The 26,698-nt window shown below is 41.1% G+C and carries 22 protein-coding genes; 13 read left to right on the top strand and 9 right to left on the bottom strand.

The genetic code is table 11. The features are described 5' to 3' along the window. Positions 1-20: 20 nt before the first annotated feature. The 8 genes from CTY48_RS15800 (at position 21) to CTY48_RS15765 (ending at position 10,905) form a co-directional block, all read left to right on the top strand. Positions 21-3,032 (top strand): glycoside hydrolase family 3 protein, encoded by a 3,012-nt coding sequence (locus tag CTY48_RS15800; RefSeq protein ID WP_099469416.1) that lies wholly within the window; start codon positions 21-23, stop codon positions 3,030-3,032. A 69-nt stretch (positions 3,033-3,101) separates the two neighbouring features. After that, positions 3,102-3,596, top strand: a complete 495-nt coding sequence (locus CTY48_RS15795; protein WP_099469415.1) for a GtrA family protein — start codon at positions 3,102-3,104, stop codon at positions 3,594-3,596. Between the two features lie 70 nt (positions 3,597-3,666). Next, positions 3,667-4,485 (top strand): YitT family protein, encoded by an 819-nt coding sequence (locus CTY48_RS15790; protein ID WP_236355069.1) that lies wholly within the window; start codon positions 3,667-3,669, stop codon positions 4,483-4,485. A 4-nt stretch (positions 4,486-4,489) separates the two neighbouring features. Further along, the gene (locus tag CTY48_RS15785) at positions 4,490-5,971 is read left to right on the top strand and encodes a methyl-accepting chemotaxis protein (RefSeq protein WP_143452732.1); all 1,482 of its coding nucleotides are present in this window, start codon (positions 4,490-4,492) and stop codon (positions 5,969-5,971) included. Between the two features lie 132 nt (positions 5,972-6,103). Beyond that, positions 6,104-7,489, top strand: a complete 1,386-nt coding sequence (locus CTY48_RS15780; RefSeq protein ID WP_099469412.1) for an ABC transporter substrate-binding protein — start codon at positions 6,104-6,106, stop codon at positions 7,487-7,489. Positions 7,490-7,603: 114 nt separating this feature from the next. Next, a complete protein-coding gene (locus tag CTY48_RS15775) occupies positions 7,604-8,506 on the top strand; it encodes a carbohydrate ABC transporter permease (protein WP_099469411.1) in 903 nt (300 codons plus the stop codon). Positions 8,507-8,517: 11 nt separating this feature from the next. Continuing rightward, positions 8,518-9,369: a carbohydrate ABC transporter permease gene (locus tag CTY48_RS15770; protein WP_180272755.1), complete on the top strand. Its 852-nt coding sequence runs from the start codon at positions 8,518-8,520 to the stop codon at positions 9,367-9,369. A 15-nt stretch (positions 9,370-9,384) separates the two neighbouring features. Continuing rightward, positions 9,385-10,905, top strand: coding sequence for a glycoside hydrolase family 43 protein (locus CTY48_RS15765; RefSeq protein ID WP_099469409.1), 1,521 nt, complete (start codon positions 9,385-9,387; stop codon positions 10,903-10,905). Here CTY48_RS15765 and CTY48_RS15760 read toward each other — a convergent pair. The 7 genes from CTY48_RS15760 to CTY48_RS15730 form a co-directional block, all read right to left on the bottom strand. Further along, complete coding sequence (locus CTY48_RS15760; RefSeq protein ID WP_099469408.1) at positions 10,902-12,656, bottom strand: cache domain-containing sensor histidine kinase; 1,755 nt, start codon at positions 12,654-12,656, stop codon at positions 10,902-10,904. The genes CTY48_RS15765 and CTY48_RS15760 overlap by 4 nt on opposite strands. Then, on the bottom strand, positions 12,653-13,417 hold the full coding sequence (locus CTY48_RS15755) for a response regulator transcription factor (RefSeq protein ID WP_099469407.1): 765 nt from the start codon (positions 13,415-13,417) through the stop codon (positions 12,653-12,655). Before CTY48_RS15755 ends, CTY48_RS15760 begins: the two co-directional genes overlap by 4 nt. A 113-nt stretch (positions 13,418-13,530) precedes the next feature. Next, positions 13,531-14,169, bottom strand: a complete 639-nt coding sequence (locus CTY48_RS15750; RefSeq protein WP_099469406.1) for an ECF transporter S component — start codon at positions 14,167-14,169, stop codon at positions 13,531-13,533. A 29-nt stretch (positions 14,170-14,198) separates the two neighbouring features. Further along, positions 14,199-14,663, bottom strand: a complete 465-nt coding sequence (gene mscL, locus CTY48_RS15745) for a large conductance mechanosensitive channel protein MscL (RefSeq protein ID WP_099469405.1) — start codon at positions 14,661-14,663, stop codon at positions 14,199-14,201. 153 nt (positions 14,664-14,816) lie between these two features. Beyond that, on the bottom strand, positions 14,817-16,358 hold the full coding sequence (cls, locus tag CTY48_RS15740; protein ID WP_099470199.1) for a cardiolipin synthase: 1,542 nt from the start codon (positions 16,356-16,358) through the stop codon (positions 14,817-14,819). 225 nt (positions 16,359-16,583) lie between these two features. Next, the gene (locus CTY48_RS19740) at positions 16,584-17,171 is read right to left on the bottom strand and encodes a hypothetical protein (RefSeq protein ID WP_180272754.1); all 588 of its coding nucleotides are present in this window, start codon (positions 17,169-17,171) and stop codon (positions 16,584-16,586) included. Between the two features lie 44 nt (positions 17,172-17,215). Next, on the bottom strand, positions 17,216-17,584 hold the full coding sequence (locus CTY48_RS15730; protein ID WP_099469404.1) for a helix-turn-helix domain-containing protein: 369 nt from the start codon (positions 17,582-17,584) through the stop codon (positions 17,216-17,218). A gap of 143 nt (positions 17,585-17,727) precedes the next feature. On the opposite strand from CTY48_RS15730, the gene CTY48_RS15725 reads away from it, so the two are divergent. After that, complete coding sequence (locus CTY48_RS15725) at positions 17,728-18,582, top strand: GGDEF domain-containing protein (protein WP_099469403.1); 855 nt, start codon at positions 17,728-17,730, stop codon at positions 18,580-18,582. Between the two features lie 2 nt (positions 18,583-18,584). Here the strand turns inward: CTY48_RS15725 and CTY48_RS15720 are convergent, their stop codons facing one another. Continuing rightward, positions 18,585-19,931 (bottom strand): sensor histidine kinase, encoded by a 1,347-nt coding sequence (locus CTY48_RS15720; protein ID WP_099469402.1) that lies wholly within the window; start codon positions 19,929-19,931, stop codon positions 18,585-18,587. 12 nt (positions 19,932-19,943) lie between these two features. Continuing rightward, entirely contained in the window at positions 19,944-20,660 is a 717-nt protein-coding gene (locus CTY48_RS15715; RefSeq protein WP_099469401.1) for a LytR/AlgR family response regulator transcription factor, read from the bottom strand. A gap of 183 nt (positions 20,661-20,843) precedes the next feature. Between CTY48_RS15715 and CTY48_RS15710 the strand changes: the two genes are divergently transcribed. The 4 genes from CTY48_RS15710 (at position 20,844) to sufB (ending at position 26,687) form a co-directional block, all read left to right on the top strand. Then, the gene (locus tag CTY48_RS15710; RefSeq protein WP_099469400.1) at positions 20,844-23,879 is read left to right on the top strand and encodes a glycoside hydrolase family 3 protein; all 3,036 of its coding nucleotides are present in this window, start codon (positions 20,844-20,846) and stop codon (positions 23,877-23,879) included. Positions 23,880-24,006: 127 nt separating this feature from the next. Next, positions 24,007-24,537, top strand: a complete 531-nt coding sequence (locus tag CTY48_RS15705) for a MarR family winged helix-turn-helix transcriptional regulator (protein ID WP_099469399.1) — start codon at positions 24,007-24,009, stop codon at positions 24,535-24,537. Continuing rightward, positions 24,519-25,259, top strand: a complete 741-nt coding sequence (gene sufC, locus CTY48_RS15700) for a Fe-S cluster assembly ATPase SufC (RefSeq protein WP_099469398.1) — start codon at positions 24,519-24,521, stop codon at positions 25,257-25,259. Before CTY48_RS15705 ends, sufC begins: the two co-directional genes overlap by 19 nt. A 21-nt stretch (positions 25,260-25,280) precedes the next feature. After that, positions 25,281-26,687 carry a Fe-S cluster assembly protein SufB gene (sufB, locus tag CTY48_RS15695; RefSeq protein WP_099469397.1) on the top strand — a complete coding sequence of 469 codons (1,407 nt, stop codon included), beginning with the start codon at positions 25,281-25,283 and terminating at the stop codon, positions 26,685-26,687. Positions 26,688-26,698 lie beyond the last annotated feature (11 nt).

Below are 26,698 nucleotides of genomic sequence, written 5' to 3'. Positions count from 1 at the left end.
AAAAGGAGGATGGTATATTTATGAACAAGAAAAACAAGTGGATGAAACCACTGGGAATCATTGCCGTTATCGCATTAGTAATCGTAGGAATTGCAGCAGCAATCATACATATGCTTAGTAATACCGCAGTAACTGCAAGCAAGGATGACATCGACGGGATGATACAGGCTTGTATCCCTTATCTAATCGGAGCGGGCATTGCAATCATACTTGTATTAATTGTTTTGTTTGTCACAAGAAAAGCATCAAGTAAGATGAAATATCTGGTGCGTTCACAGTCCGCCGTGGCAATTGTATTAATTTTATGTATCGTTATTAACTTGATTTGCTTTGGACCTGCTTCAAGCTTATTGGAGTTAGCACTGGCGGACACCCATTCCATATCGGATGAGACAATTGCAAAATCTGAAGAACTGGTAAAAGAGATTGCAGAAGAAGGTATTGTATTGCTTAAAAATGAGGAAAATGCATTGCCTTTAAGCTCAGATACAACAAAATTAAATGTATTTGGCTGGTCCTCCATTAATCCGATTTACGGAGGCACGGGCTCAGGAGCTATAAAAGCCGAGAGCTGTGTGACACTATTGCAAGGATTACAGGATGCGGGATTTGAGGTAAATACCACGATTTCTGACTTCTATGCCGGTTATCAATCAGAGCGTCCTATGGTTGAAATGGGAGCACAGGACTGGACGGTTCCGGAACCAACGATAGAGGAATATGATGAAGCAGGAATTTTTGCAAATGCAAAAGAATATTCCAATACGGCAGTTGTTGTGATTTCCCGCTCAGGCGGAGAAAATGCGGACCTTCCAAGAAGTATTACAGGCGAAGATACACTGGCAGAAGGCGGAATCTTTGGTTGGACGGGAGTGCGCTATACAAGCAATCCTGACGATGTTGATGCAAGTAAGCATTATCTTGAGTTAAGCAATAGAGAAATTGCTATGGTTGAAAGGGTAACAGCGGAATTTGACAATGTAATCGTTGTAGTGAATTCAGCAAATCCGATGGAGTTAGGGTGGCTTGATCAGTATGACAGTATCGATAGTGCCCTATGGTGTGCCGGAACTGGTCAAACAGGTTTTTCTGCGCTTGGCGAGATTTTAAACGGCAGCGTTAATCCATCCGGAAAATTAGTGGATACTTATTTATATGATCTTCTCAATACCCCGATCAATAATAACTTTGGTGCATTTGAATATGATAATATGACTGATCTAGTAAATGTACCGGGGGCAGATACAAAGTTTAATGCAACCTTTGTTAATTATGTGGAAGGTATTTATGTGGGTTATAAATACTATGAAACCGCGGCCGCAGAAGGCTTTATCGATTATAATGCAACGGTTCAGTATCCGTTCGGCTATGGACTTTCTTATACCTCTTTTGAGCAAAAAATCGGTAATGTAACAGATGACGGGAAGACCATCACCATGGAAGTAACGGTGACAAATACGGGAGATAATGCGGGAAAGGATGTGGTTGAGGTTTATTATACTCCTCCATATTATAACGGCGGAATTGAAAAAGCCGAGGTAAATTTAATTGAATTTGCAAAGACAGGCACGTTAGAGCCTGGTAGTTCGGAGACAGTAACCGTTTCCTTTGACTATGAAGACATGGCTTCCTATGATGATCAGATAAACGGCTGCTATGTTTTAGAACATGGAGATTACGCTATCAGTATTCGCTCCGACTCCCATACGGTGTTAGATTCCTATTCTGTCACCGCTGATAAAGATATTGTTTACAATGAGGCAAACGGCGGTTCACGCTCTAGTGATGCAATAGCAGCAGAAAACCAGTTTGATTTTGCGCAAGGAGATATCACATACTTAAGCAGAGCAGACCAGTTTGCTAATTATAACAAAGCTACGGCAGCTCCAAGCAGCTACAGTATGAGCGAAGAAGCAAAGGCAGGATTTTTGGCAATCGCAAATTATGATCCGGCAGATTATAATAATGAAACCGATGTAATGCCGACCACCGGAGCAAAAAATGGTTTGAAAATCAGAGATATGATAGGACTGGATTATGAAGATTCCCAATGGGATTCTCTGTTGGATGAGCTTACGGTAGAAGAAATGAACAACTTGATTGCATTTGGAGGTTATTCAACGATAGCAATCAATTCCATCGATCTGCCTAAAACAATTGAGTGCGACGGACCGGCATCTATTTATAATAACTTTAACGGTCAGGGAGGAACCGCTTTTCCGTCAGCGATCATGATTGCAGCGACTTGGAATAAAGAACTTGCAAAAGAGCGGGGTTCCATTATGGGATTGCAGTGTGTTGAAATGAATGTATCCGGATGGTATGGACCAGCAATGAATATTCACCGTTCCGCATTTTCAGGACGTAATTTTGAATATTATTCAGAGGACGGTGTGTTGTCCGGACTGATTGGTCAAAGTGAGGTACAAGGGGCAGGAGAGTACAAGGTAGCTACTTATATCAAACATTTTGCCCTAAATGATCAGGAGACGAATCGAAAGAAGCTTCTTTGTACTTGGACAAATGAGCAGTCAATTCGCGAAATATATTTAAAACCTTTTGAAATGTCCTTTAAAGATGGTGGTTCCATTGCAACGATGTCTTCTTTTAACTACATTGGAAACCAGTATGCAGGAACTTGCAGTGCCTTGTTACAAAATGTATTGCGTGGCGAGTGGGGCTTTAGAGGTGTAGTTGTTACAGACTGGTTCAGCGGCTACAGAGATGGCTATATGGAAGCAGATAGCTGCATTCGTAACGGAAATGACAGAATGCTTTCTACAACAGGACAGATGGGAGCACTTGTAGACGATATGAGTGCGACGAGTGTTCTTGCAATGAGAACGGCATCACATAATATTTTATATGCACTTGCCAATAGCAATGCAATGTCGGATGTGAACTTTGCAACGCCTACATGGGTTGTTGTATTTATCGGTATTGATCTTGTAATTGGACTTGCAATTATTCTTGGAGAGGTATATATCATCCGAAGATCAAGAAAAGTACAGGACATTAAAATAGAAGCATAAAAGAATAAAAAGATGAAGTGTCCTCTTTCGTTCATATGGAAAGAGGACATTCTTAACGGAGGATTATGAATGTTCAGTAAAATAACAGATTGGAAAAAGAAGCACCCTGATATTTTTGAGTTTATTATGTTTAATTTGTTAGCCAACATAGCAACCATTACAAACTTTATAGTTTTGCTAATCGGGGATCATATTCTTTTTAAATCTTTGGCTGACATAGATTTTAACTGGGGTCCGTTTCATTATCCGGTGGGAAATGGCGGCATGTCCAGCTTTTTATCATTTTTATTGAGTTATGCATGTGCCCAGACAGTCAATTTTATTGTGCAGAGAAAAATGGTGTTTAATGCTGACAACAAATTGGGAAAAGCAATTCCTATTTATATTTTAACCGTGTTTCTTGTATACATAATCTGTTTGTATGTACCGACTCTGATTATGGCTCCATTGTCCGGATTGATAGGAGGAGCGGCTATCTATGCGGCAAATTGCGTTAATATTTTAATTCAGGTGATTATTTTTTATCCTGCTATGAAGTTCTTAATTATGAAAAAAAGTAAATAGCGATAATTGTAATTTCAGAAGGTTACAGCCAGGAAAAATGGATACGAAAAGAGGGAACGATTTGAAAATAGTGAAGAAATTAATTTGGATTCTTATCGGGCAACTTATTGCAGCCTGTGGATTTAATCTTGTCTTATCTGCCAATCATTTAGTCGCAACCGGTTTTGGTGGTATAGCTATGGTATTAAATCACATTTGGGGGATTAATGTGCAATTAGTACTGATTCTTTTATGTATTCCTGTCTTTGTCTGGTCATTTCTCTCATATGATCGAAAGCAGGTATTTTATGCTGCGTTTAGTTACGGGATGTTTACCTTTTATATAGGTTTTGTGGATAAGATTTTCCAAGAATTTGTTACAGATCCCATAGTTGCTACCATAACAGGAGGAGTAATGCTTGGGATTGCACAAGGAATTATTCTAAAGCAAGCAGTAGCAAATGGACCGGAATCCATTGTGGGAATTTACCTGAAAGATAAAAAAGGAATAACAGTAGGAACCTTTTTTATGGCAATGAATACGCTTATCATTTCTTCCTCAATTTTATTCCAAGATGTGACTTTAATTATTTATTCTTTAATATGTAATTTCATATGCAGCAAAGTAACAGATATTGTGATTATTGGAACCGAAAAATATTATATTGTCCGTATTATGTCTGATAATTATCTAGATATAACAGGATTCATCAGTAAAGAATTGACGCGTGGTGTTACCTTTATACAAGGGATGGACACTTCTAACGTGAAAAAGAAAATGTTAATTGAAACAGTTGTCAGCAAAAGGGAGCTAATAAGACTCAAAGAATACATTAAAAGTATAAATGATGACAGTTTTGTATATGTAACCGAATCAGCAGGATTGATTGGAAAGGAATATAGAGAATAAAATTATGAACAGTGAACAGTACAAACGAACAAATAAAATAGTGTTTTCTGTAATTATTGTAACATTAGTATTTTTGTGTTATGGATTTACCTCTAGTATTATATTAAATAATACACGGTATGGAAATGATATAAATCCCCTGCTGTTTATTCCGACTATTATAGGGATGATTAGTATTATATTAAGTATCGTATTTTTTGTACGAACCGGTGCTACAAAAACAGCAGGATTGGCAATGATTATTGCTGTTTTAGTGACTCATTTGGCTGATCTTTGCACCACTGCCTCTACCTATTCATTTGTATATGGAATTCCTATACTGATTGCAAGTATGGCATATATGGATATAAAGCTTATGAAGATAACGAATACGACAATAGTTATATTTAATCTGCTTTACGCTGCAAGAATGTTTCGCTTAATGGAAACGGATAAGCAGTTTTTGGACTTGTTTTACATTGAAGTGTCCGTTATTGCGCTGACCGTTTATATAACTAACAGGATTATTCATCTGCTGACCCAAAATAATGAAGAAAATTTATCCTCCATACAGGAGGCAGCAGAATTTCAAAAGAATATTTCAGAAAAAACAATACGTATTTCCAAAAAGTTGATTAAAAATTTTGAAGAAGCAAGAATTACAGTAAATGTACTTAAAAAAAGTTTTGATTCAAATAATTCCTCTATGAAAAGTATTGTTGAAAGTACTGAAAATACGGCTCAATCCATACAAGAGCAAAATAGTATGTGTACCGCTATTCAGACGGATACCGAACAGGTTGAAAAGGAAACAATAAGAATGAAAAATTCAACCCAAAGAACAGTAGATACTCTCGATGAAGGGAATAAAACAATCAAAGAACTGGAAGAGCAGGCATCTATTGTAGGGGGAGCGGCAAAGACAGCAGTTATATCAATTACAAAGCTAGATGAACGGGTTAACAATGTTATGAACATTATTGAAACAATCTTAATCATTTCCAATCAAACCAATCTGCTTGCACTAAATGCATCAATTGAAGCAGCAAGGGCAGGTGAGGCGGGAAAAGGCTTTGGTGTAGTTGCAGATGAGATAAGAGAACTGGCTGGAAAAACAAAAGCTGCAAGCGGGAAGATTACGGGTATCATTCATGAGTTGATGAAAGAGGTCAATACGACAAAGGAAAACATCGAAAATTCCTCTAAATCGGTTATCAAGCAAAATGAACTAATAGAGAAATCAAAAGATAAGTTTGAATTGATAGAAAAAGAGGTGGCAGAGCTTACTGCGGTTATTCGAAATACGGAAGGATCAATGAGAAATATTTTAAAGTCAACTGGAACTATTTCCGAAAACATATCACATCTATCAGCAACAACTGAGGAGGTTGCTGCATCTTGTGCGGAGGGAGCCACAAACTCTTCTGATGCTATTTTATGCCTGGATGAGTTTTGCAGAAAATTTGATGAGATATATAATCTTGCAAATGAACTTGTAAAGAATTGAGTAATTATCGCAAGATTTGATACCTTCCTAAAGAAATTAGAGCTGAAAATGTGTATAAATGGCAAGGCAAACGACTCGAATACTTGGGAAAATTAATATATAATGACTTTATCATATTAAGGGAGGTATTACATGAAAAAGTTAAAACGAATTACTGCAATGCTGATGGCGGTTACGATGATAGCCAGTCTGACCGCATGCGGAGGAAAGACAAGTACGGAGTCAACAGGTGCTTCGACAGGTACTCCAAGTGAAACAACGACGGCTGCCGACACAAATACCCAAAGTGCTGACGCTTCGGAGGAACCTATCAACCTACGATTTATGTGGTGGGGCGGAGATGAAAGAGCACAGGCTACCTTGGAGGTAATTAAGAAGTTCCAGGAGGAAAATCCGAATATTACCATTGAAGCAGAAAGCTTAAGCTCCGACGGTTATCAGGAGAAGCTGACAACACAGCTTACATCCGGAACAGCAGCGGATATTATCCAGATTGATCCGGCATGGATGCCGGGATATGTAAAGTCCGGCGGTGATTATTTTGTTGATTATAACCACTATAGCAATATCGTGGATTTGACGACATTTGATGCTGATTTCTTGAAAAACAATGGAAACTTTGATGGAAACCAATATGGACTTCCGACCGGTTTAGCGGGTACAGCATTGATTTATAATACGGAATTGGCAAAAAAAGTAGGAATTGAATTTAAAGAAGATTTAACATGGGATGACTTAATTGAGATGGGCAAGAAGGTACAGGCATACGATTCCAACATGTATCTGTTGACCGTTGGCGAGACCTTGTTGGTAAAAGCCATTTTGAAACCATACTTACAGCAGCTCACAGGAAATAAATTCTTTGTTGATGAAACAAATGAAATGGGATTTACACAGGAAGAGCTGACACAAGCACTTGATTACATAAAGGCATTGTATGACAACAATGTAATTGCACCGATTTCCGGCATTATTTCCTACGGAGATGAATTACAAAATGACCCGAAATGGATTTCAGGCGATACCTATATTGGAATGTTTTGCTATTCTTCCACTGCAAAGGTTGCAACAGCAGCAGCACCGGAACAAAGCTTTGCAGCATCCAATCTTCCAAAGATGGAGAATGCTAAGGATGACGGATTTTATTGTAACTGCCCTCAATATATGGCGGTCAATAATAAATCAGCTAATGTGGAAGCGGCGATGAAGTTTTTAGAATATTTCTATAACAATCAGGAAGCAGCGGAGATACTTGGTACGGTACGTTCCATTCCGGCAACCAGCGTAGGACAAAAAATTTGTGTTGCATCGGGACAGATTGAAGGTATCACAAAGGAAACCGTAGACATCGCACAGCAATATAGAGGTACTCTGGATTTAGGATTGTCCACAGAGGAAGAGGCAATCACAATACAGAAAGAGATGGCAGATCAGGTTGCCTACGGTGTGACTTCACCGGAAGATGCGGCAGCAAGCTCCATTGCTCTGTTTCAGAACTACTTAGATTCAAAAAAATAAGATTTGGCGGCTGCCGTAAATTCTCTAATAGCAGAAAGAGGCTTGCGGCGGCCCTTTTTACGCCAAAATTTCGTTTTTTGCCTGAAGATTGCTTAAAAGTAAGGAGATTTTGATATGAAAGTGAAGGTCAAAGAATATAAAAAAAGAGATTACATGGGGCTCGTCTATATTATGCCGTGGCTGGTCGGATTTTTGCTCTTACAGCTTTATCCGTTTATTGCCTCATTCTACTACTCATTTACCCAGTATAATATTGTCTCAGCACCGGTATGGGTCGGAATAGGTAATTATATCACGCTTTTTAAAGTTGATAGTGAATTCTGGAATTCCCTGAAAGTTACAATAATATATACAATTTACACAGTTCCGGGAAAACTGATTATGGCACTTTTTGTGGCACTTTTGATGAGCAGAAAGATGAAAGGCATCAATGTGTTCCGAACGATTTACTACATTCCATCCTTGTTTGGCGGAAGTGTTGCGGTAGCAATCCTTTGGAAGCTTATGTTTATGGATGACGGAGTAATCAATGCGCTCTTAAATTCCTTGCATTTACCGTCTGTACAGTGGCTTGGAAATCCTGATATATCCTTAAAGACAATCTGTATGCTGGAAATATGGCAGTTTGGCTCTTCAATGGTAATGTTTCTTGCGGCATTAAAGCAGGTTCCGCAATCCCTCTATGAGGCAGCACAGATTGATGGGGCAAATAAGCTTCACTGCTTTTTGAAGATTACGATACCGCAGATTACACCGATTATTTTCTTCAACATCATTATGCAAACCATCAATGCACTGCAAAGCTTCACAAGTGCGTTTGTCATCACGAAGGGCGGACCTTTAAAATCCACCTATGTACTCGGCATGAAGCTGTACAACGAGGCGTTTAAAAATTATAAGCTTGGCTATGCATCGGCGATTTCATGGGTGATTTTCATCATTATTATGATTGTAACGCTGCTGCTATTCCGTTCTTCGTCGGGCTGGGTTTACTATGAAGACAGTGATGAATTTTAGGAGGCATGAAGATGAATAAGAAGACGAAAAAAAAGATTAACAATATAATTGCCTATATTTTTATCAGTGCAGTTGGAATTGCGATGATATATCCAATCATCTGGATGTTTTTTGCCACATTTAAGGATAATGCAGAGATATTCGGCTCGACAGGATTACTTCCGAAGTCCTACGATTTTTCAAGTTTTGTGAGAGGGTGGAAGAGCAACGGAGGAAATCAGACCTATACAGACTTTTTTATCAACACCTTTGTGATGGTTATACCGACTACATTACTGACGGTTGCATCCTGTTCTGTTGTGGCATATGGTTTTGCAAGATTTAAGTTTCCGTTTAAAAAGCAATTATTTATGCTTTTGATTGCTACGTTGATGCTCCCGAATGCCGTTATTATCATTCCGCGTTACAGTCTCTACAATACTTTTGGCTGGATTGATACCTATCTTCCGTTTTATGTACCGGCACTGTTAGCGACCTATCCGTTTTTTATCTTTATGCTCATACAGTTTACGAGAGGCTTGCCAAGGGAGCTGGATGAATCCGCCTACATGGACGGCTGCGGAACATTGCGTGTATTTTGGAATATTTTGCTGCCGCTTATGAAGCCGGCACTATTCTCGGCAGGGCTGTTTCAATTTATGTGGACGTACAATGATTATTTAAATTCCCTTATTTTTATCAACTCCACGAGCAAATACACCATTTCTCTTGCGCTGAGACTTTCTCTTGATGCAGAGTCCGTGGTACAATGGGATAAGGTGATGGCTATGGCTTCCGTTGCGGTGCTGCCATTGATTATTTTATTCTTTCTTGCACAAAAATATTTTGTGGAAGGAATCTCGACAACCGGCTTAAAGGGCTAGAAGGAGTGTGTATGTATGACAGAAAAAAGAGGACTTTGGATTGCCGACCAAGGTGACGGAACATATAGAAATCCGATTCTTTACACGGATTATTCCGATCCCGATGTGGCAGGAAATGAGGGAGACTACTATATGGCAGCCTCCAGCTTTTCAAACTCCCCGGCTCTTCCGATTCTTCACTCGAAGGATTTGGTCAATTGGAAAGTCGTAAGCTATGTGATGGAGAAAATTCCATTTCCGGACTATAATGAACCGGCGCACGGAAGAGGTGTGTGGGCGCCGGCAATTCGTTTTCATGAAGGGAAATATTATGTCTATTTTCCGATGCCCGATGAGGGAATCTTTGTGAGTACTTGCGAAAATCCAAAGGAGGGAGGCTGGTCAGAGCCGGTCTGCGTCAAAGAAGGAAAAGGCTGGATTGACCCATGCCCGCTGTGGGATGAGGATGGAAAGGCGTATCTGGTCAATGCCTATGCCAAAAGCCGTATCGGAATTAAAAGTATTCTGCATATCAGCCCGATGGCTTGGGACGGAATGAGCCTTCTTGGAGACGGCGCCGACGTGTTTGACGGACATAATACCCAGCCGACTATCGAGGGGCCAAAGCTCTATAAACGCACTGGCTACTATTATATACTGGCTCCCGCCGGAGGGGTGAAGACCGGATGGCAGACTGCATTGCGCTCGAAAAACATATATGGACCTTACGAGGAAAAAATTGTTATGCTGCAGGGTGATACCCAGATAAACGGACCTCATCAGGGAGGTTGGATTACAACGCAGACGGGCGAGGATTGGTTTTTACATTTTCAGGATGTGGAAAATGCAGGACGTATTGTGCACTTGCAGCCTATGACATGGGAAAATGACTGGCCTGTCATAGGAAGAAATACAGGAGAGGGCTATGGTGTTCCGGTGGAAGCCTATAAAAAGCCTGATGTGGGTGGAGAATACCCAATCGGTGCCCCTGAGGACAGCGATGATTTCAGAGGAAAATCACTTGGACTTCAGTGGCAGTGGAATGCAAACTACAAAGATGAGTGGTATTCACTTAGTGAAAGTGGCTTGACCCTCTATGCAAAGCAGTGCCAAAAGCCGCTCTGCGACGTCCCAAATCTTTTGCTTCAAAAATGGACAGCACCTGCTTTTTATGCGGATACACTGCTTCGCTTGAAGAATCTCAAGGATGGTGATATCGTCGGAATGATATCACTTGGAACCGATTATACCGCCATTGCGATTGAGCAAAAGGGCAATCAAAGGCAATTGGTGCAGATTACCGGAATAAGAGGAGAGTCAGAAGAAAAGAAGCTTCTTGGCTCATGGGAGGAAAGCGAGATAGCGTTTCGTATGAAGGTGGATATAACAGGTCATGTTCAATTTTTCATAAAGAAAAAAGGGGCTTATGAGAGCGAAGGAAATACAGTTCTTATGACACCGGGCCGCTGGGTTGGTGTAAAATGTGGTTTATTTGCCATAAATCAGGCAGGAAGCGAGGGCGGAAGCGTCGAGGCAGATTCCTTTTTGTTTTCTTAATCGACGCCCTCTGCCATCTCACCAAGTGGAATGGAGAACGAAATACAGGTTCCCATTCCCTTTTTGCTTTGTACTCTGATTCCGCACTCCGTTCCATATTTTAAAATAAGGCGCTGGTTTACATTCGAAAGTCCGATGCTTCGGCTTTGTAAATCATGAATTCTTTTGTGCAGCGCTTCTTTTTTCTTTTTTGTCATACCGGCGCCGTTATCAATGACGGCAAAGCAAATTCGGTTCGCGCGGCGAAAGATTTTAAGCTTAATAAAACCAATCTGACCGGTCGGAAGAATACCGTGAGCCATGCTGTTTTCAATAAGAGGCTGCAAGAGAAGCCGCATAATGAAATACTTCTTTAATTCTTCGTCAATCTCATAATAAAGAATGAATTGCTCCCCAAAACGATATTTTTGAATCGTCTCATATTTTTTCAGATAAGTAATCTCATCCTCCAAACTTACAGGAGAATTGGGGTTTACAATGGAGTACTTCAAAATATCGGACAACTGTTCAATAATTGTGTTCATCGAGGTCGGTGTACCGGACAGACGCAGTGCCTCCAAGTTAAGAGTCTGCAAGGTATTAAATAAAAAGTGAGGGTTTATTTGCAGCTGGAGAGCGTAGAGCTGCGCGTTTTCCTCGCGGTATTTCTGTTCGGCGAGCTGGCTGTTTAGCAAGGTAGTATTTAAAAACATGTTGATGACATTGTTCATGATGACATCATATTCATCTCCGATGGTAGGCAAAGCTGCGTTGCTTGGCAAGTTGTTTTCTGCCTCGCTGAATACGTTAATCACATGTTCAATCTGCTGAAAGTTTTTCTTTGTTGTTGTATAGCTGAGAAAGAAAATTACAAATAAATCCAGCAATATGGTTAAGAAAAATAGCACCAGAGAGGGCTTGCACTGGTCCCAAATCTGCTTGAGGGAGAAGGAGGAGACGAGAGTAATATTAAAATCCTCATAATAGCGGCTGCTCAGATTAAAAATGCCCGCCTCGGTTTTCAGCCAGTAGTTTTTTAGTCCATTGTCATTTTTCTCAAACAAGGAGGAAAAGGAAATGCTTTCCGCACCCTCTGTCTGTGCCAAGATCTCGTAATTTCCGTTTAGAAGATAATAGCTTTCATTCGAATTGCTCACAAGCGTGTCCATCATTTTTTCAAAATCGGAGATATTGATATTGATTGCGATGACGCCCTTTAACAAGGTCATTCTCTGGTAAAAGGTCATGATTGGTACATCTTCTAAGTATCGGCTCTCTTCCACATAACGTTTGTTGACCCATTGGTTGACAGACGGATCAAGACTTTGATAGGTGTCGTGCCAGTTCACATCGTTGAAGGTGGATAAATAGCAGAGTCCGTTTTTTGAGTTAAAAAAGCGGTCGTAGCCGTCTAAATAGAGGTAAATCGAATCGATATAGGAGTGGGAATCTGCAATGCTCCTTAAAATTGATTTAATGCTGTTATAAAAAATGGTATCCCCATATTCCATCTCATGAAACATTAACATTTTTTGCAAAGAGATGCTTAATTGGGGATTGTTTGTCATAATATTTTGCTGATAAAGAGCGTTATCCACGACAAGATTGATGTTTGTCTCAATACTGTTCAGTGAATGGTTTTCTTTTGTCGAGATGGAATTGATCTCTTTGTTTACAATAAAAAAGAGTAAAACGGCATACAAAAGAAAAGTGGGAAGGAGCATAATGAGAAAATAATTTTTAAATCGTCGAAAGAAAAATTTTTTCATCATAATTGTTCCGCCTCTTCAACCCCACTGTGATTGCGGTATTCCTTTGGGGATACACCAAAATAAGTTTTAAAAGCACGGGAAAAGTTCTTCGGATTGTCGTAGCCGACGCGGTAGGCAATTTCATATTGCTTGTAGGAAATGTCTCCCAAGAGCTCCTTTGCCTTTTCCATACGAACCTTCATCAGATAATCAGAGAAATTCATACCTACCTTTTCCTTGAACAGACGTGAGAGATAGGAGGAGCTTAAATGCACCTGCCTTGCCGCATCCTCCAAAGTTGCCTCGCGGTAGGAAGCTTTTAAATATTCGGCAGTGTGCTGGATAATTGTAGCATAATAAGAAGGAGGAACGAGAGTCTCGTCTTCCTTATCGGTGTCAGCGAGAGTATTTTCTTCGTCAAGCATCTGCTTGATGCGCTCAAAACACTCAGTCAGTTCATCATATTTAATCGGTTTGACGAGATAGTCAACGACACGGTTTCGTATAGCGGATTTTGCATACTCAAAGGTGTGGTAGCTGCTAAAATATACCACCTTCGTTCCGGTCTCGGAGAGGTGGGAGGACAATGTAATGCCGTCCATGCCTGGCATTTCGATGTCGGTCAGGACTACATCTGTCTTTTTCTGCTTGAGCCAGTCCAAAGCTTCCCGTCCGTTTGAGAAGCTTCCGGCAATCTCAAAGCCTATGGATTCCCACGGAAAAAGATTGACGATACCTTCCCGAATTTTCTCCTCATCATCAATAACAATTACTTTATACATATAAAATTCCCCCTGCTATGATAGATTCAGTGTATCATATTCTGCAAAAAAAAGAAAATGTATTCAGGGGAAAACGCAAGCAATGAAGAGAAAAGACAAAAAGTGATACATTTTTAATCAATCAGATCTCTAATCTGTTTATTTTCCATAAGCACCCGGCATAAACCGGAGGTCACGATACCGGCTACAATCGCTTCCGGTACGCCGTTTGCAAAAATAATGGCAAGAACGGCAGAATACACCGTATCAAGCGGAATATTTCTTGCAGCGGCATAGGAGTCTTTGAAAATAAAATAAATTCCGTTCATAACAAGCAGCGTATTTGTCAGGGAACCGGAAATGCCGGCGATGACAAAGGTAACGACCTTAAATTTGTGATGAAACAGTCCGTCTAACAGGCGGTATACATAATAAGGAACCACACCCACCAAAATACGCGGAATAAAGCAAATCACGAGGGCCAGCACATTTCCTCTGTCTGTTCCGAAAACAGGAATCAACGGGGAAAAGGCAAAGGACATAAGTACCGGGGTAAAGGTATTGCTGATTAAGCTTGTCAGACCAAAAAGCGAGCCAAGCACAGCACCCTTTTTTGGACCAAGCAAAATAGAGCCGATAATAACCGGTATATGAATAATGGTCGCTTTGATTACTCCTAGCTGGATATATCCGATCGGAGTAAATGCCAATACAAAGATAATTGCTGCAAATAATGCCATTAACACTAAATTTATTGTTTTTTTATTCTGCATGTTTCATCATCCTTTTTTATCGTTATCTATTATTTTTTGTTTGCCAGTAAATCGCGGATTTCGGTGAGAAGCTGAATTTCTTCTGATATCTTTGGCTCTTCAACCTTTTCCTCCGGCTTAGCTTCCTCTGTTTTCTTTCGGTTCAATGAATTGATAACCTTTACAATGGCAAATACACAGGCTGCCGTCAGTAAAAAGGTAATGACAGACTGCAAAAAGCTGCCGATGTTGATGTACGGATTATTTCCCCACGGAATGGTAAAGCCAAGATCCTTAAAATTGATACCAACCAAAATAGTGCCGATAATTGGCATCAAAATGTCATTTACAAGAGAGTTGACGATGGAAGTAAAAGCACCGCCCACGATTACACCGACTGCTAGGTCTATGACATTGCCGCGGGATATAAAGATTTTAAACTCTTCCAGTACGCCTCCGGCTTTCTTCCTGTTTTCCTGGGATGTCAAATTTTTTACTTTCTTTTGTACGTCCATATGCGCGTTGCTCCTTTAACGTTTTTTCTTATTTTAGTTGATAGGGAGAAGTGCTGTCAAGCATTATAATATCATGGGAAATTTCTATGATTTTAAAAACAGTTACAACTATTTATGCACGCCTCGCGGAGGAGAAGTAGTTGCTTCGCGCCCCTACAGCAACGGTGCGAACAATCGCAAAATACACTGCCCGATCCGCAGCATGGCGAAACGCTTGTCCTGATATTTCTCCGTTACTTCCGCGCTGACTGCAAAAGTTTCCTCAAAGTCCTCTTTCACATCCGAAATTGCCTGATAACCATGAAAGAGCACGGCGTTTTCAAAATGGTGGTAAAGGCTGCGGTAATCCAGATTGATCGTTCCCACAACCGCAGTTTCATCATCGCTTAAAAACTGCTTGGAATGGAGGAAGCCGGGAGTATATTCGTAAATGCGTACGCCGTTTCGTGCCAACCCGGCATAGTAGGAGCGGGTCACCTGATAAATCAGCTTTTTATCCGGTATTCCCGGTGTGATAATGCGTACGTCCACCCCACGTTTGGCAGCCAGCCCAAGCTCACGGCTCATTTCATCGCTTATAATCAGGTATGGGGTCGTAATATAGAGTTTGCGTGTTGCCGATTGAATCAAATTCAGATATACATTTTCTCCCATATATTCATCGTCCAAAGGGCTGTCGGCGTAGGGCTGGATATAGCCCTGTTCCTTTGCTGTATAATCAAAATTACACAGATACTGGCTGTAATCGATATCTGTTTTTTTCATGGAATTCCACATCTCAAGAAACATAATGGTGAGACTTTTTACTGCATCCCCCGTCAGCTTGATGCCCGTATCCTTCCAATGTCCGTACGGATGCGTCACGTTAAAATATTCGTCCGCCAGATTGTAGCCGCCGGTGAAGCCGACTTTTCCATCGATGACGGTAATCTTTCTATGGTCACGGTTGTTTAGAAAAACATGAAAAAAGGGTACGACCGGATTAAATACTCTGCATTGAATTCCTTCTTTTTCCATGCGGCCTACAAAGTCACGGTTGATAAAGCCGATGCTTCCGATATCATCATAGAAAACCCGGACTTCTACTCCCTCCCTTGCTTTTTTTGCCAAAACCTCTTTTAACCGCAAAAAAGAGGAAGATTCCTCGATTGCATGGTATTCCATAAAGATAAACTGCTGTGCTTTTTCCAGCTCTTCTATCTGCGCATTCAGCCCATCCAATGCATCCTTATAATACTCCACATCTGTATTTTGATAAAGGGGGTATTTTCCATAGCTCCATATATAGCAGGATTGATTGGCAAGATGCATGTCTGCTTCCTCCAGCCGTTCAAGGATGCGCGAGCTTTGCGCCGTATCGCTGTTTAACTCCTCATTGATTTTCTCATAATGCTTTGCAATGTGTTTGGCGGAAAAGGAATAGCCGAATATAAAATACATGCATAAGCCAAAGACAGGAAAGCCAAGAATAAAAATGATAAAAGGCATTTTAAAGGCGGCATTTGTGTGTCTGCCGTAAATTCGCAAAGCAATTAGGACGGCAAGCAGACTTATGAAGGTAGAAATAATTGTCGAGTAAGCATTCAGGCGAAAGACAATCAGCACAATCCAGCCGATTTGGAGCAAAATACTAAGTGCTGCAAAGACAAGTCTGCCAACGCTGTTTTTTACATTTGTTTTTTCTTCCGTTCTCATAAGTCTCTCTTGTTCCTCTCTGTTTTGGTATTTATTATCAATTATATAAGTTACTTCATAACTCATAATTGTATCCCATTCGGGATGATATAATGTCTATCGACATTATATCAAAGATGCAGTTTCTAGTCATCAGATAAATGTAAAAGCCCCTGCCTTTGAATCGTTATAATTCAGCCGCGTGGCAAAACGGTAATGATTCAAAGGCAGGGGTGAAGTACGCATTTAACTTAAAACCTGAATGCGAAAAGCGGTAGTCTGTGGAGGGATGCTCATCGTCTGAAACGTGGCATGCTCTATCTCGACAAGTTGGCCCGGCTCTATCTGGCTTAAAGAAATCCGATTGCCCAGCCGGTCTGTTATGACGGTTGCATCAGAGATGGAAAATCGCATCTGATCCATCATGTCATATGGATTACCTGTAAATAGAAAATTATTTGCAATATCCGCTCCGATGACACGGTCTGTTGTGATAGCCGTGTTGGGAGTTTCTGGTCTTACCACAATCTGAAACGCTCTGCTCTGCGGCGGAATACTCATCGTCATGGCAGATGAGAAGGCAGCGTCTACAGTCATTCCCATTTCTAGGTCGGAAATACTTATCGGCTGCGCAAACTCATTCATGATGACAGTGTTTCTCCCGATATTCAGAAGGAGTGATTCCTGTTGTATCGTGTGATCGAAGGTCTCCACATCGTAGGAAACCAGAATACTTCCGGTTCCGTCGTCGTTTGCAGTTACCTCCTCGACAAAGGCATTCTCGAGATAGAGAATAGAGCCTGTCTGTGGGGAAGCAGAATTGTTTTGATCCATAAAATATGTTATATTCCTAGCATTTTTTATTAGTATATGTTTTTTTATGAAAATGTTTCCTTTTTAACTCGCTCACTCAGCTTTTGCAGCTCAATGTAATCAATGACTGCCTGTCTTGCAGGGAGGCTGAGGGCGAGGACATCGGATAAAAGCTGTCCTGTCGTGTAATCATTGACAACCGTTGTATTAAGTGATTTCATGCTTTTTTTGTAAGAAGTTCTTCCCAACAAATAATCAGTCGATACATCATAAAAATTGGCGAGAGTGATGAGAGATTGAGGCTGCAAATAGCTGTTGCCGTTTTCGCATCTGGAATATTGCTGCTGTGAAGTTCCGATTATTTTTGCCACATCTGCCTGCCTTAAATCTCTGTCTTCTCTAAGTTCTCGAATAATTTGATTTGCTTCCTTCATAAGATTTTTATATGCCCCTTTACAATGTTATTGTGTATAAAATTTTATCACACAAGATATTGATGTATTGACATTAACTCCAAATTAATGTAGGATTATACATAAAACAATTAGAACATGTAAAAAATTGTAGGTGAGTAGCGATGGTTTTTAAGACTTTGGGGGAACTACTGTATGTAGCTCATGCATTGGAATCGATAAATACATCTGTTTGTATTAAGGATGCAGACGGGGAAATTATTTACGAAAGCTTTCAGAAGAATTTCAAGCACGATAAGGTTACAGAGTATATAAAAAAGATTATGGATACCTTGCAGCATTCACAGGAGGCGACCTTTAAAATATTAACGGTGGACTCTCGGATTACTGCGGTCACAGCGGTCCCCATCGTGATTGGGGCGGAACACTATCAGATGGAATTGAAGCAGAATATATCTAAGACGTGGCAGTATAATTCTGATATTCACAGACTTGATAACATGTCCATTCATCAGATAAAAGAGCTCGCGGTTACGGATGCGCTGACGAAGCTTTATAACCGCAGATACATTGATGAGCGTCTTCCTATTGATATGCAAAGCTCTTTTGAACTGGATAAGCCTATCAGCATTTTGTTTGTTGATATTGACTATTTTAAAACAATTAATGACACTCACGGTCATGGCGTGGGAGATAAAATATTGCAGGAACTTGCTATTTTATTGCAGCAAGAGGTTCAAAAGGAAAATGGCTGGGCGGCAAGATACGGCGGGGATGAAATTCTTATCTGTCTGCCCGGAATACCGAAAAATGATGCAAAAAGAATTGCAAATCGCCTCAGAAGCAGAATTGAGAGCAATACATTCCGGATGGTGAAGCAAAAAATAGACATTACATGCAGCATCGGCGTCAAAACAGTGGGCAAGGCTTCAGGGGTCCAAAGCATAGGTGAGCTGATGGACATGGCAGATAAAAACCTGTATAAAGCAAAGCGGGAAGGGCGGAATAAGGTTGTATAAAATCAAGGAGTGCTCCTGTTGAAATTGGTATCCAACGGAAGCATGACATTTGCGTTAAAATATCCTTCTTCTACGGTATAATTGAAAATTCCGCTGCATTTCTGCACCGCATTCGAGACAATCTTGATTCCAAGCCCATGAGACCCCTGTTCGGTTTTTGTTGTATGCAAATTAGGGTTGAGAGCAAGAATGTCGTGACTAATCTTATTGCTAATCTTGCAAATTAAATAACTTTGCGAGCATTTCATTGTGAGGTGAATATCAGGAGCCTCCTCATTTTTGCTGGCTTCAATGGCATTGTCAATTAGATTTAAGAGGATGGTACAAAGGATATCATCATCAATTGACAAATGTTCAGGCACGATAATTTCTGTATAGATCTTGATGTGATATTTGTGTGCTTCTTTTATTTTCCGGTTAAGGATATAATCCATCAGTGTATTTCCGGTTTGTAAAAGATTCATCAAGGAAAGATTCTCTCCTATCATTTTTTCCAAATAAATGTCTAGTCGTTCATATTTTTTCTCCTTAAGTAAAGTTTGAATATAAAAATAATTATTTTTCAGCTCATGTCTTTCTTTTTTTAGCTGCTCTTCAAGTTCCAGAGAAAAGCGATAACGAGCAAGCTGAGATTTAGTCTGGGTCAAAGCACTGTCGAGCCTACGCTGCTCCTCATATGCTTGAATGACATGGGAGAGCAGATAGTAAATAATCGGCAGATTTGTCAAAATAATGACAGCCAGAATCGGATCGTCATATGACATATGCTTGGTATTGGTTAGAAAGGCATAGTATAAAAGAAAGCTCACTGGAAAGTAGAGGGCAAAAAAACTTCGTCTGGGAAGAAGTCGAATGGTCGAAGAAAGCTTCAGTCGTTTAAACAGCAGTGCCAATAAAAATAAAAGCAGGTACAAAAAGAAAGATGTCAAAAGATCAAGCAGACAATATAGATTAGCGTCCATGCGGCCTTCTTGCAGATACAGAGGTTGACAGACAATCTTATACAGCTGTATAAATGCCATAAAAAATAGGACATAGGTAAACTTGGAAACAAAGGAAGTCTGCAATAAAAAATGCGCCCACAAAAGGGAAATGACAATCGTGCAGAAAAAGTAATACCAATAGGGAGAGAGTTGACCGTAAACAACAGGGGTAAACGGAATCAGATGAAGCTGCTGAACCGGTGTGTAACACAGCGCATAGGTCAATGTACTGAGAAGTGTATATTTCCGGATGGATAAGAATTTATTTTTGGGAGCGGACAGAATGTAAAGGATACAGGATAAAAAAGCGAATAGGATAATTCCGTCCAGCTCTGTCTGACGATAAAAATGGTATAGCATGAGCATAAAAACCTCCTGTTAATTCGTGTGATAGAAGAGAAATTCCTGTTTTACTTTTTCAATTCTGTTGCGGCTGATCGGTACTTCCTGCTGATTGGAAAGTCGAATACTTGTCTTTCCGATATGAAAAATATATCTGCAGTTTACAAGATAGCTGCGATGCGGCTTGATAAAATGAAACTTCGACAACTCTCTATCTAAATCCATAAGCTTACAGCGCAATATAGTGTTTCCGGTAGTCGTTGTGATACAGCAGCTTTTTCGTTGGGCTTCAATATAGACAATCTGATTAACATCAAAAGAAAAAATGTCACCTGAGAGTGCCTCTGTAATATAAATTAAGGAGCTCTGTTTGCTAAGAAGTTGTGAAATCAGCGAATCGACGAGAGAGGGAAGCAATTGCTGATATTCACTTTTTCGAATAAAACGAAACGGTTGCACCTCAAATGTCTGAAATACAAGCTCCTCCTTATTGGAAATAAAAACGACCAATGTATCAGGAGCAATGCTGCGGATATGCCGGCATATATCAATTCCGTCAATACCGGGCATTTCAATATCAAGAAAAATCATGTCATAATGATAGTGATTATCAAACATATCAAGAAATCCAGTGCCTTTCAAAAAGGCATCAAATGCGACCGGAAAGTTCTTCTGTCGAAAATAATCAGAAAGCGTATGCTTCAAATAGTCCAGAATTTCAGGTTCGTCCTCGACGATAGCTGCCTGATACATGATGTTTCTCCTCCTTATGAAATAAATGTGTGGTCCTTGGTTGTTCCTATTGTAGCATAAAAAAGCAGCTTTCGGTTTACAATTCGTACCCTATTTTATCATTTCGTACCCGTTCTCTAAAAAAATCAAAAAGCAAGCTATAATTCAGAGAGAACCGCGAAAAGCGGGAGAAGGAGGAATGAAATGAAAAAGAACAGTAAAAAAGGCACGATAATTTGGTCAACCGTGCTGTCGATTGTGCTGATATTGACGATTGTTGTTAATATTGTGCTTACGGGACCGCTCTATACAGTTATGAACATGTATTTCGGAAAGGGTGATATCGTCATTGAAAATGGCGGGGAAACGAATAGCTCGGACACAAATTACTACAAGTCAGATTACAAAAGCGAGGAGGAACTTCAAGAGGCAAGCCAGAAGCTGGCGGCAGATATTGAAACAGAGGGAATTGTCCTTTTAAAGAATGAGAACAATACATTGCCGCTTTCAGAGGACGAAAAAAAGGTTTCGCTATTTGGCAGAACAAGTGTGGATCCAATTTACACAGGTGCAGGAAGTGCGGCGACGGAGAGTTCTCCTGTGGATTACAAAACAGCTCTGGAAAATCATGATTTTTCAATCAACAGTGAATTGTATAGTTTTTATGCAAACCATGCTATTTCAACAGAGGCAAAGAAAGCTGTTCTTCACACAGGAATGGGAGATCAGGAAGTGGAATACACCGGACGTGGATTTATTTCTGCGATGGGTGTTGCAACCTTTGTGGATGATATTATAGCGGAGGTTCCAGTTACGGATTATCCGGACTCTTTAAAAAGCTCTTACACTTCCTATAACGGAGCGGCGGTTGTATTTATCGGACGTGTTGGAGGAGAGGGATGTGACCTTCCTACTGACATGAGTGAGTTTGCCGACAGTGCGGAGAATAAGGCAAAGACCTACCTGGAACTTAACAGTACAGAAATGGAAATGCTCGCCTATGTAAAGGCACAAAAAGATGCAGGAGTATTTGATAAGATTATTGTCGTTTGTAACACGGCAAATGCACTGGAGCTTGGTTTCCTGAATGATGAGGCATACGGAATTGATGCGGCTGTCTGGGTGGGATGTATCGGAGACAACGGAGCTGACGCAGTGGCATGTGTGCTTGACGGGGAGGTGACTCCTTCAGGCAGGCTTGTGGATACCTACGTCTACGACCTGACAAAAGATCCGTCTTTCCAAAACTTTGAAGATACATCATACACGAATGTAGATGGAAGTATCGGAGGCTATGAATCCGGATGCTTCAATGAGTATGAAGAAGGAATCTATGTCGGATACCGATATTATGAGACGGCAGCAGCGGAGGAAGAAGCTGGAAATTATGAAGGCTTTTCGTATGATGAACAGGTGCAATATCCGTTTGGATATGGACTTTCCTATGCAGATTTTAGTATGGAGTTTGCAGAGGAGCCGGTTTATAAGGATGGCGTATTCACTTTTGAGGTAGTTGTGACAAATAACAGCGAAAAATGGTCCGGCAAGCAGGTAGTCCAGATTTATGCGGAGGCGCCTTATACACCGGGCGGTATTGAGAAATCAAAGGTGGTCCTGGCGGCCTTTGATAAGACTGATTTATTGAAACCGGGGCAGTCGCAAACCTTGACTATGACCGTTGAAGCTGAGTCACTGGCATCTTATGACTACAAGGAGAAAGGCTGTTATGTGCTGGAAAGCGGTAATTACCAGTTTTATCTGAGTGAAAATGCACATAGTTGGAGCGATATTGACACAACAGATGGCAGCAAATATTTTTCACAGGCTACAGGGGAAATTGTCTATGAGGGTGATAATCACAGAAGCACTGACCTGATAGCAGCAGAAAATCAATTTGATGAAGTATCAGCTGTATTTACGGACACGAAAGAAGAAGGAAGTCCTCTTAATATGTCACGTGCAGATTTTAAGAATACTTTCCCGACAGCACCGACAGATGCTGACAAGGAGGCAGAAGAAGCCATTAAGGCAGCGCTTGAGAGCAATTTCAGTGAAGAGGAGAATGAACTGCTTGGCAATGTGGAGGGTAGCAAGGTTTATACAGAGGAAATGCCGACGACGAATGCCTCCAATGGAATCAACCTTATCGATGTAAGAGGGCTAGATTATACAGATGAGACATGGGAGCTGCTCTTGGATGAACTGGATATAAAAGAAGTTTCAAATATGCTGGCAAATGCAGGGTTTAATACAGCGGAGATGACGGGGATAGGAAAACCGGCAACTCTGGACTATGATGGTCCTATGGGATGGTCGACATGGGTATCTGCAAACGGCGGTGATGCAATATGTATCGGCTTTCCGGCAGAGGAAGTGCTTGCGGCAACGTGGAATGAAGACCTTGCCTATGATATGGGACTTATGGTTGGAGAACAGGGACTTTATAATGGCTTCAACGGCTGGTATGCTCCGGCTATGAATACACATAGGAGTGCATTTGGAGGACGTAATTATGAATACTATTCAGAAGATGGTCTCTTGAGCGGCAAAATGGCAGCCCAAGAAGTATCCGGAGCAATGGAAAAGGGTGTATTCTGTTACCTGAAGCATTTTGCCTTGAATGACAAGGAGGACGGCAGAAACGGTATTGCGACCTTTGCCAATGAGCAGGCGATACGAGAAATTTATTTGAAGCCTTTTGAAATTTGTGTAAAAGATGCAAAGGCGACAATTTACTACAATGATGAAACCGGAAATATGATCTCCAAAGAAATAAATGCTTGTGTAGCGATTATGAGTTCTTATAACAGAATCGGCACGAAGTGGGGCGGGGGAACTTATGGACTTATGACACAGATTTTACGTGAGGAATGGGGCTTTGAGGGAGCTGTCGTGTCCGACTACTTTGGCGGAAGTGCTTATATGGACAGTGATGAAGGATTAAGGGCAGGAAATGATATGCTATTAAACACTTTTGCAGATGGCTCACTTACAGACAGCACATCGGCGACCGCTGTTTGGGCAATGCGAAAGGCTGCTCATAATGTTTTGTATATGACGGCAAACAGCAATGCAATGCAGGGAATTGCTTCAGGAGTAAAAATCAGTTACGGTTTGGCAGGCTGGCAAAAATTGATGATTGCAGGAGATATTATCGTAGGCATATTGCTGCTTTCGGGTGCAGCAATACTTATCCGAAGAAATAAGAATAAAAATAGTGTGGTTATAGCAGGAAAGTAACCAGAGAAAAGTTGGTACTAAAGCAAAAAATGCTTGGTATCAACTTTTTTAAAAAAAATATTGTTTAGTTGCTAAAAAATATTGCAATTTTTGTTTAGTTACTATAAAATAACAATGAGGTGACGATATGAGTTCAAAAAACGAATTAATTCAAAAATTTCATCAGGCAGCAAATCTTATGCTATGCGATGCCAGAACCTCCCGATGTTATGGGACGGAATATGCATTGACCTACTCGGAGCTTTCCTTTCTCAAATGTATCCAGAGAAATGAGAACACAAAAGCAGGAGATATATCGCAGTACTTAGGAATCACAAACGGGGCTGTGGTACAACTGGCGAAGAAGCTGGAGGGGAAAGGATATCTGGAATCCTACCGCATAGAAGGAAATAAAAAGGAAGTATACTACCGCTTGCTGGAAAGCGGACAGACTGCCTGTGACGGATATGATAAATACAATGATGATATGAATGCGTTAATCGAGGCTTACATTGAGGGTTTGGACGAGGATACCGTTCAGATTATCAAGGGGCTGTTTGAAGGCATTATCACAGGAATAGAGTTAAAGAAAGGCTGTTATATCAAGCGTGCCGGTGAGGAAGAAAAACCGGATACAAAATCAGATGGAAGGTGCGAAAAATGCAAAAGAACTTATTAGACATACAGGACTTAAAGGCTTCTGTAGAAGGAAAGCAGATTTTAAACGGAGTGAATTTGACGATACATCCCGGCGAGGTACATGTTTTGATGGGACCAAACGGGGCAGGAAAATCCACCCTTGCAAATGTAATTATGGGTGACCCACGTTTTGCCGTGGAGGGCGGAAGTCTTCTTTTTGAGGGTGAGGATATCTCAGATGAAAAGCCAGATGTAAGGGCGAGAAAGGGAATTTTCCTCTCTTTTCAGGCTCCGGAAGAAATTCAGGGCGTTACGCTTGAGAATTTCTTGAGGGCATCAAGGGCAGCCTGTTCAGGCAAGCCGGTTAAAATTTTTGCATTCAAGGACGAGCTTAAGAAAAATATGGAAGAGCTTGGAATGGATGCTGCCTACGCAAAACGTTATTTGAATGTAGGTTTTTCCGGCGGGGAGAAGAAGAAGAGCGAAATTTTGCAGATGGCAATGATGAATCCGAAGCTTGCCATTTTGGACGAGACCGATTCGGGGCTTGATGTCGATGCCGTGAAGCTTATTTCGGAAAATATTGCGCGATTTAAAAGCGAGAATAATGCAATGCTGATTATCACTCATATCACGAAAATATTGCAGGACTTACCGGTTGATTATGTTCATATACTGGCAGACGGAAAAATTGTACAGACAGGGGACGCTTCGCTTGTCGAGACAGTGATACAGGAAGGATTTTCCTCTGTGTTGAAATAACGCAGACTGGAGGTACAGAAAATGGAAAAACAAAAAACAGTAGTAGAGGACATATCCCGTGAACTCTATGATATAAAAAATGCAGATGTGGCACGATACAAGTCCGATAAAGGCTTGACCGCTGATATTGTCCGCGAAATATCAAGACAGAAAAATGAACCGGACTGGATGCTCGAGCATCGCCTAAAGTCTCTGGACGATTATAATAGAATTCAAATGCCGGCATGGGGTCCGTCCCTGCACGAGCTTAACATGGACAACATTGTGACCTATGTAAAACCGAATACTGACCTGAAAAACAATTGGGAGGACGTGCCGGAGGATATCAAGGACACGTTTGACCGTCTTGGAATTCCGAAGGCTGAGCGAGAGTCACTTGCCGGAGTCGGAGCGCAGTATGATTCCGAGGTGGTTTACCATAATGTAAAGCAGGAGCTGTTAAACCAAGGCGTTATCTATACGGATATGGAGAGTGCGGTTCACGAATATGAGGATATCGTAAAAGAGCTGTTTATGAAGCTTGTGCCCCCGACCGATCATAAATTTGCGGCATTGCACGGCGCGGTTTGGTCAGGCGGCTCCTTTGTCTATGTACCGGAAGGGGTTCAGGTGGAGATACCGCTCCAATCCTATTTTCGCTTAAATGCGCCCGGAGCCGGACAGTTTGAGCATACGCTCATTGTTGTGGAGAAAAATGCGAGCCTTCATTTTATAGAGGGTTGTTCTGCACCGAAATACAACGAGGTCAATCTTCACGCGGGCTGTGTGGAGCTGTATGTGCGGGAAAATGCAAAGCTTCGTTATTCCACCATTGAGAACTGGTCCAAAAACATGATGAACCTAAATACAAAGAGGGCATCGGTTGAAAAAAACGGAACGATTGAGTGGATATCCGGAACATTTGGCTCCCATGTCACGATGCTGTATCCAACAAGTGTTTTAAAGGGTGAAGGAGCGAAATCAGAGTTTACCGGAATCACTTTTGCGTCAAGCGGTCAGCACTTGGATACCGGAACAAAGGTTATTCATGCGGCACCGAATACTTCCTCAACAATCAATTCCCGTTCCATCTCTAAGGATGGCGGAAAATCAATATACAGAAGCTCTGTGACCATCACGCCAAAGGCAACGGGAACCAAATCCTCGGTTATCTGTGAATCTCTGATGATGGATAACAGCTCAAGAGCAGATACGATACCGGTTATGGACATTCAAAATGACGAGGTGGACATCGGACATGAGGCAAAAATAGGGCGTATCAGCGATGAGGCTGTCTTTTATCTTATGACAAGAGGACTTTCGGAGGAGGAAGCAAAGGCGATGATTGTAAGAGGCTTTGTGGAGCCGATTGCAAAAGAGCTTCCGCTTGAATATGCGGTCGAGATGAATAGACTTATTACCCTCGAATTGGAAGGGACAATCGGATAGGAGGTGACAGT

This window comes from Konateibacter massiliensis, assembly GCF_900184995.1.
GTDB lineage: Bacteria > Bacillota > Clostridia > Lachnospirales > Lachnospiraceae > Lachnotalea > Lachnotalea massiliensis.
This window is presented reverse-complemented; position numbering and strand designations above follow the sequence as displayed.

Coding starts and splice junctions, on each gene's coding strand:
- CTY48_RS15785 (WP_143452732.1), top strand. CDS start 4,490: ATGAACAGTGAACAGTACAAACGAACAAATAAAATAGTGTTTTCTGTA.
- cls (WP_099470199.1), bottom strand. CDS start 16,358: ATGAGAACGGAAGAAAAAACAAATGTAAAAAACAGCGTTGGCAGACTT.
- CTY48_RS19740 (WP_180272754.1), bottom strand. CDS start 17,171: ATGGATCAAAACAATTCTGCTTCCCCACAGACAGGCTCTATTCTCTAT.
- sufC (WP_099469398.1), top strand. CDS start 24,519: ATGCAAAAGAACTTATTAGACATACAGGACTTAAAGGCTTCTGTAGAA.
- CTY48_RS15780 (WP_099469412.1), top strand. CDS start 6,104: ATGAAAAAGTTAAAACGAATTACTGCAATGCTGATGGCGGTTACGATG.
- CTY48_RS15770 (WP_180272755.1), top strand. CDS start 8,518: ATGAATAAGAAGACGAAAAAAAAGATTAACAATATAATTGCCTATATT.
- CTY48_RS15760 (WP_099469408.1), bottom strand. CDS start 12,656: ATGATGAAAAAATTTTTCTTTCGACGATTTAAAAATTATTTTCTCATT.
- CTY48_RS15795 (WP_099469415.1), top strand. CDS start 3,102: ATGTTCAGTAAAATAACAGATTGGAAAAAGAAGCACCCTGATATTTTT.
- CTY48_RS15755 (WP_099469407.1), bottom strand. CDS start 13,417: ATGTATAAAGTAATTGTTATTGATGATGAGGAGAAAATTCGGGAAGGT.
- CTY48_RS15725 (WP_099469403.1), top strand. CDS start 17,728: ATGGTTTTTAAGACTTTGGGGGAACTACTGTATGTAGCTCATGCATTG.
- sufB (WP_099469397.1), top strand. CDS start 25,281: ATGGAAAAACAAAAAACAGTAGTAGAGGACATATCCCGTGAACTCTAT.
- mscL (WP_099469405.1), bottom strand. CDS start 14,663: ATGGACGTACAAAAGAAAGTAAAAAATTTGACATCCCAGGAAAACAGG.
- CTY48_RS15750 (WP_099469406.1), bottom strand. CDS start 14,169: ATGCAGAATAAAAAAACAATAAATTTAGTGTTAATGGCATTATTTGCA.
- CTY48_RS15775 (WP_099469411.1), top strand. CDS start 7,604: ATGAAAGTGAAGGTCAAAGAATATAAAAAAAGAGATTACATGGGGCTC.
- CTY48_RS15710 (WP_099469400.1), top strand. CDS start 20,844: ATGAAAAAGAACAGTAAAAAAGGCACGATAATTTGGTCAACCGTGCTG.
- CTY48_RS15720 (WP_099469402.1), bottom strand. CDS start 19,931: ATGCTCATGCTATACCATTTTTATCGTCAGACAGAGCTGGACGGAATT.
- CTY48_RS15705 (WP_099469399.1), top strand. CDS start 24,007: ATGAGTTCAAAAAACGAATTAATTCAAAAATTTCATCAGGCAGCAAAT.
- CTY48_RS15730 (WP_099469404.1), bottom strand. CDS start 17,584: ATGAAGGAAGCAAATCAAATTATTCGAGAACTTAGAGAAGACAGAGAT.
- CTY48_RS15715 (WP_099469401.1), bottom strand. CDS start 20,660: ATGTATCAGGCAGCTATCGTCGAGGACGAACCTGAAATTCTGGACTAT.
- CTY48_RS15765 (WP_099469409.1), top strand. CDS start 9,385: ATGACAGAAAAAAGAGGACTTTGGATTGCCGACCAAGGTGACGGAACA.
- CTY48_RS15800 (WP_099469416.1), top strand. CDS start 21: ATGAACAAGAAAAACAAGTGGATGAAACCACTGGGAATCATTGCCGTT.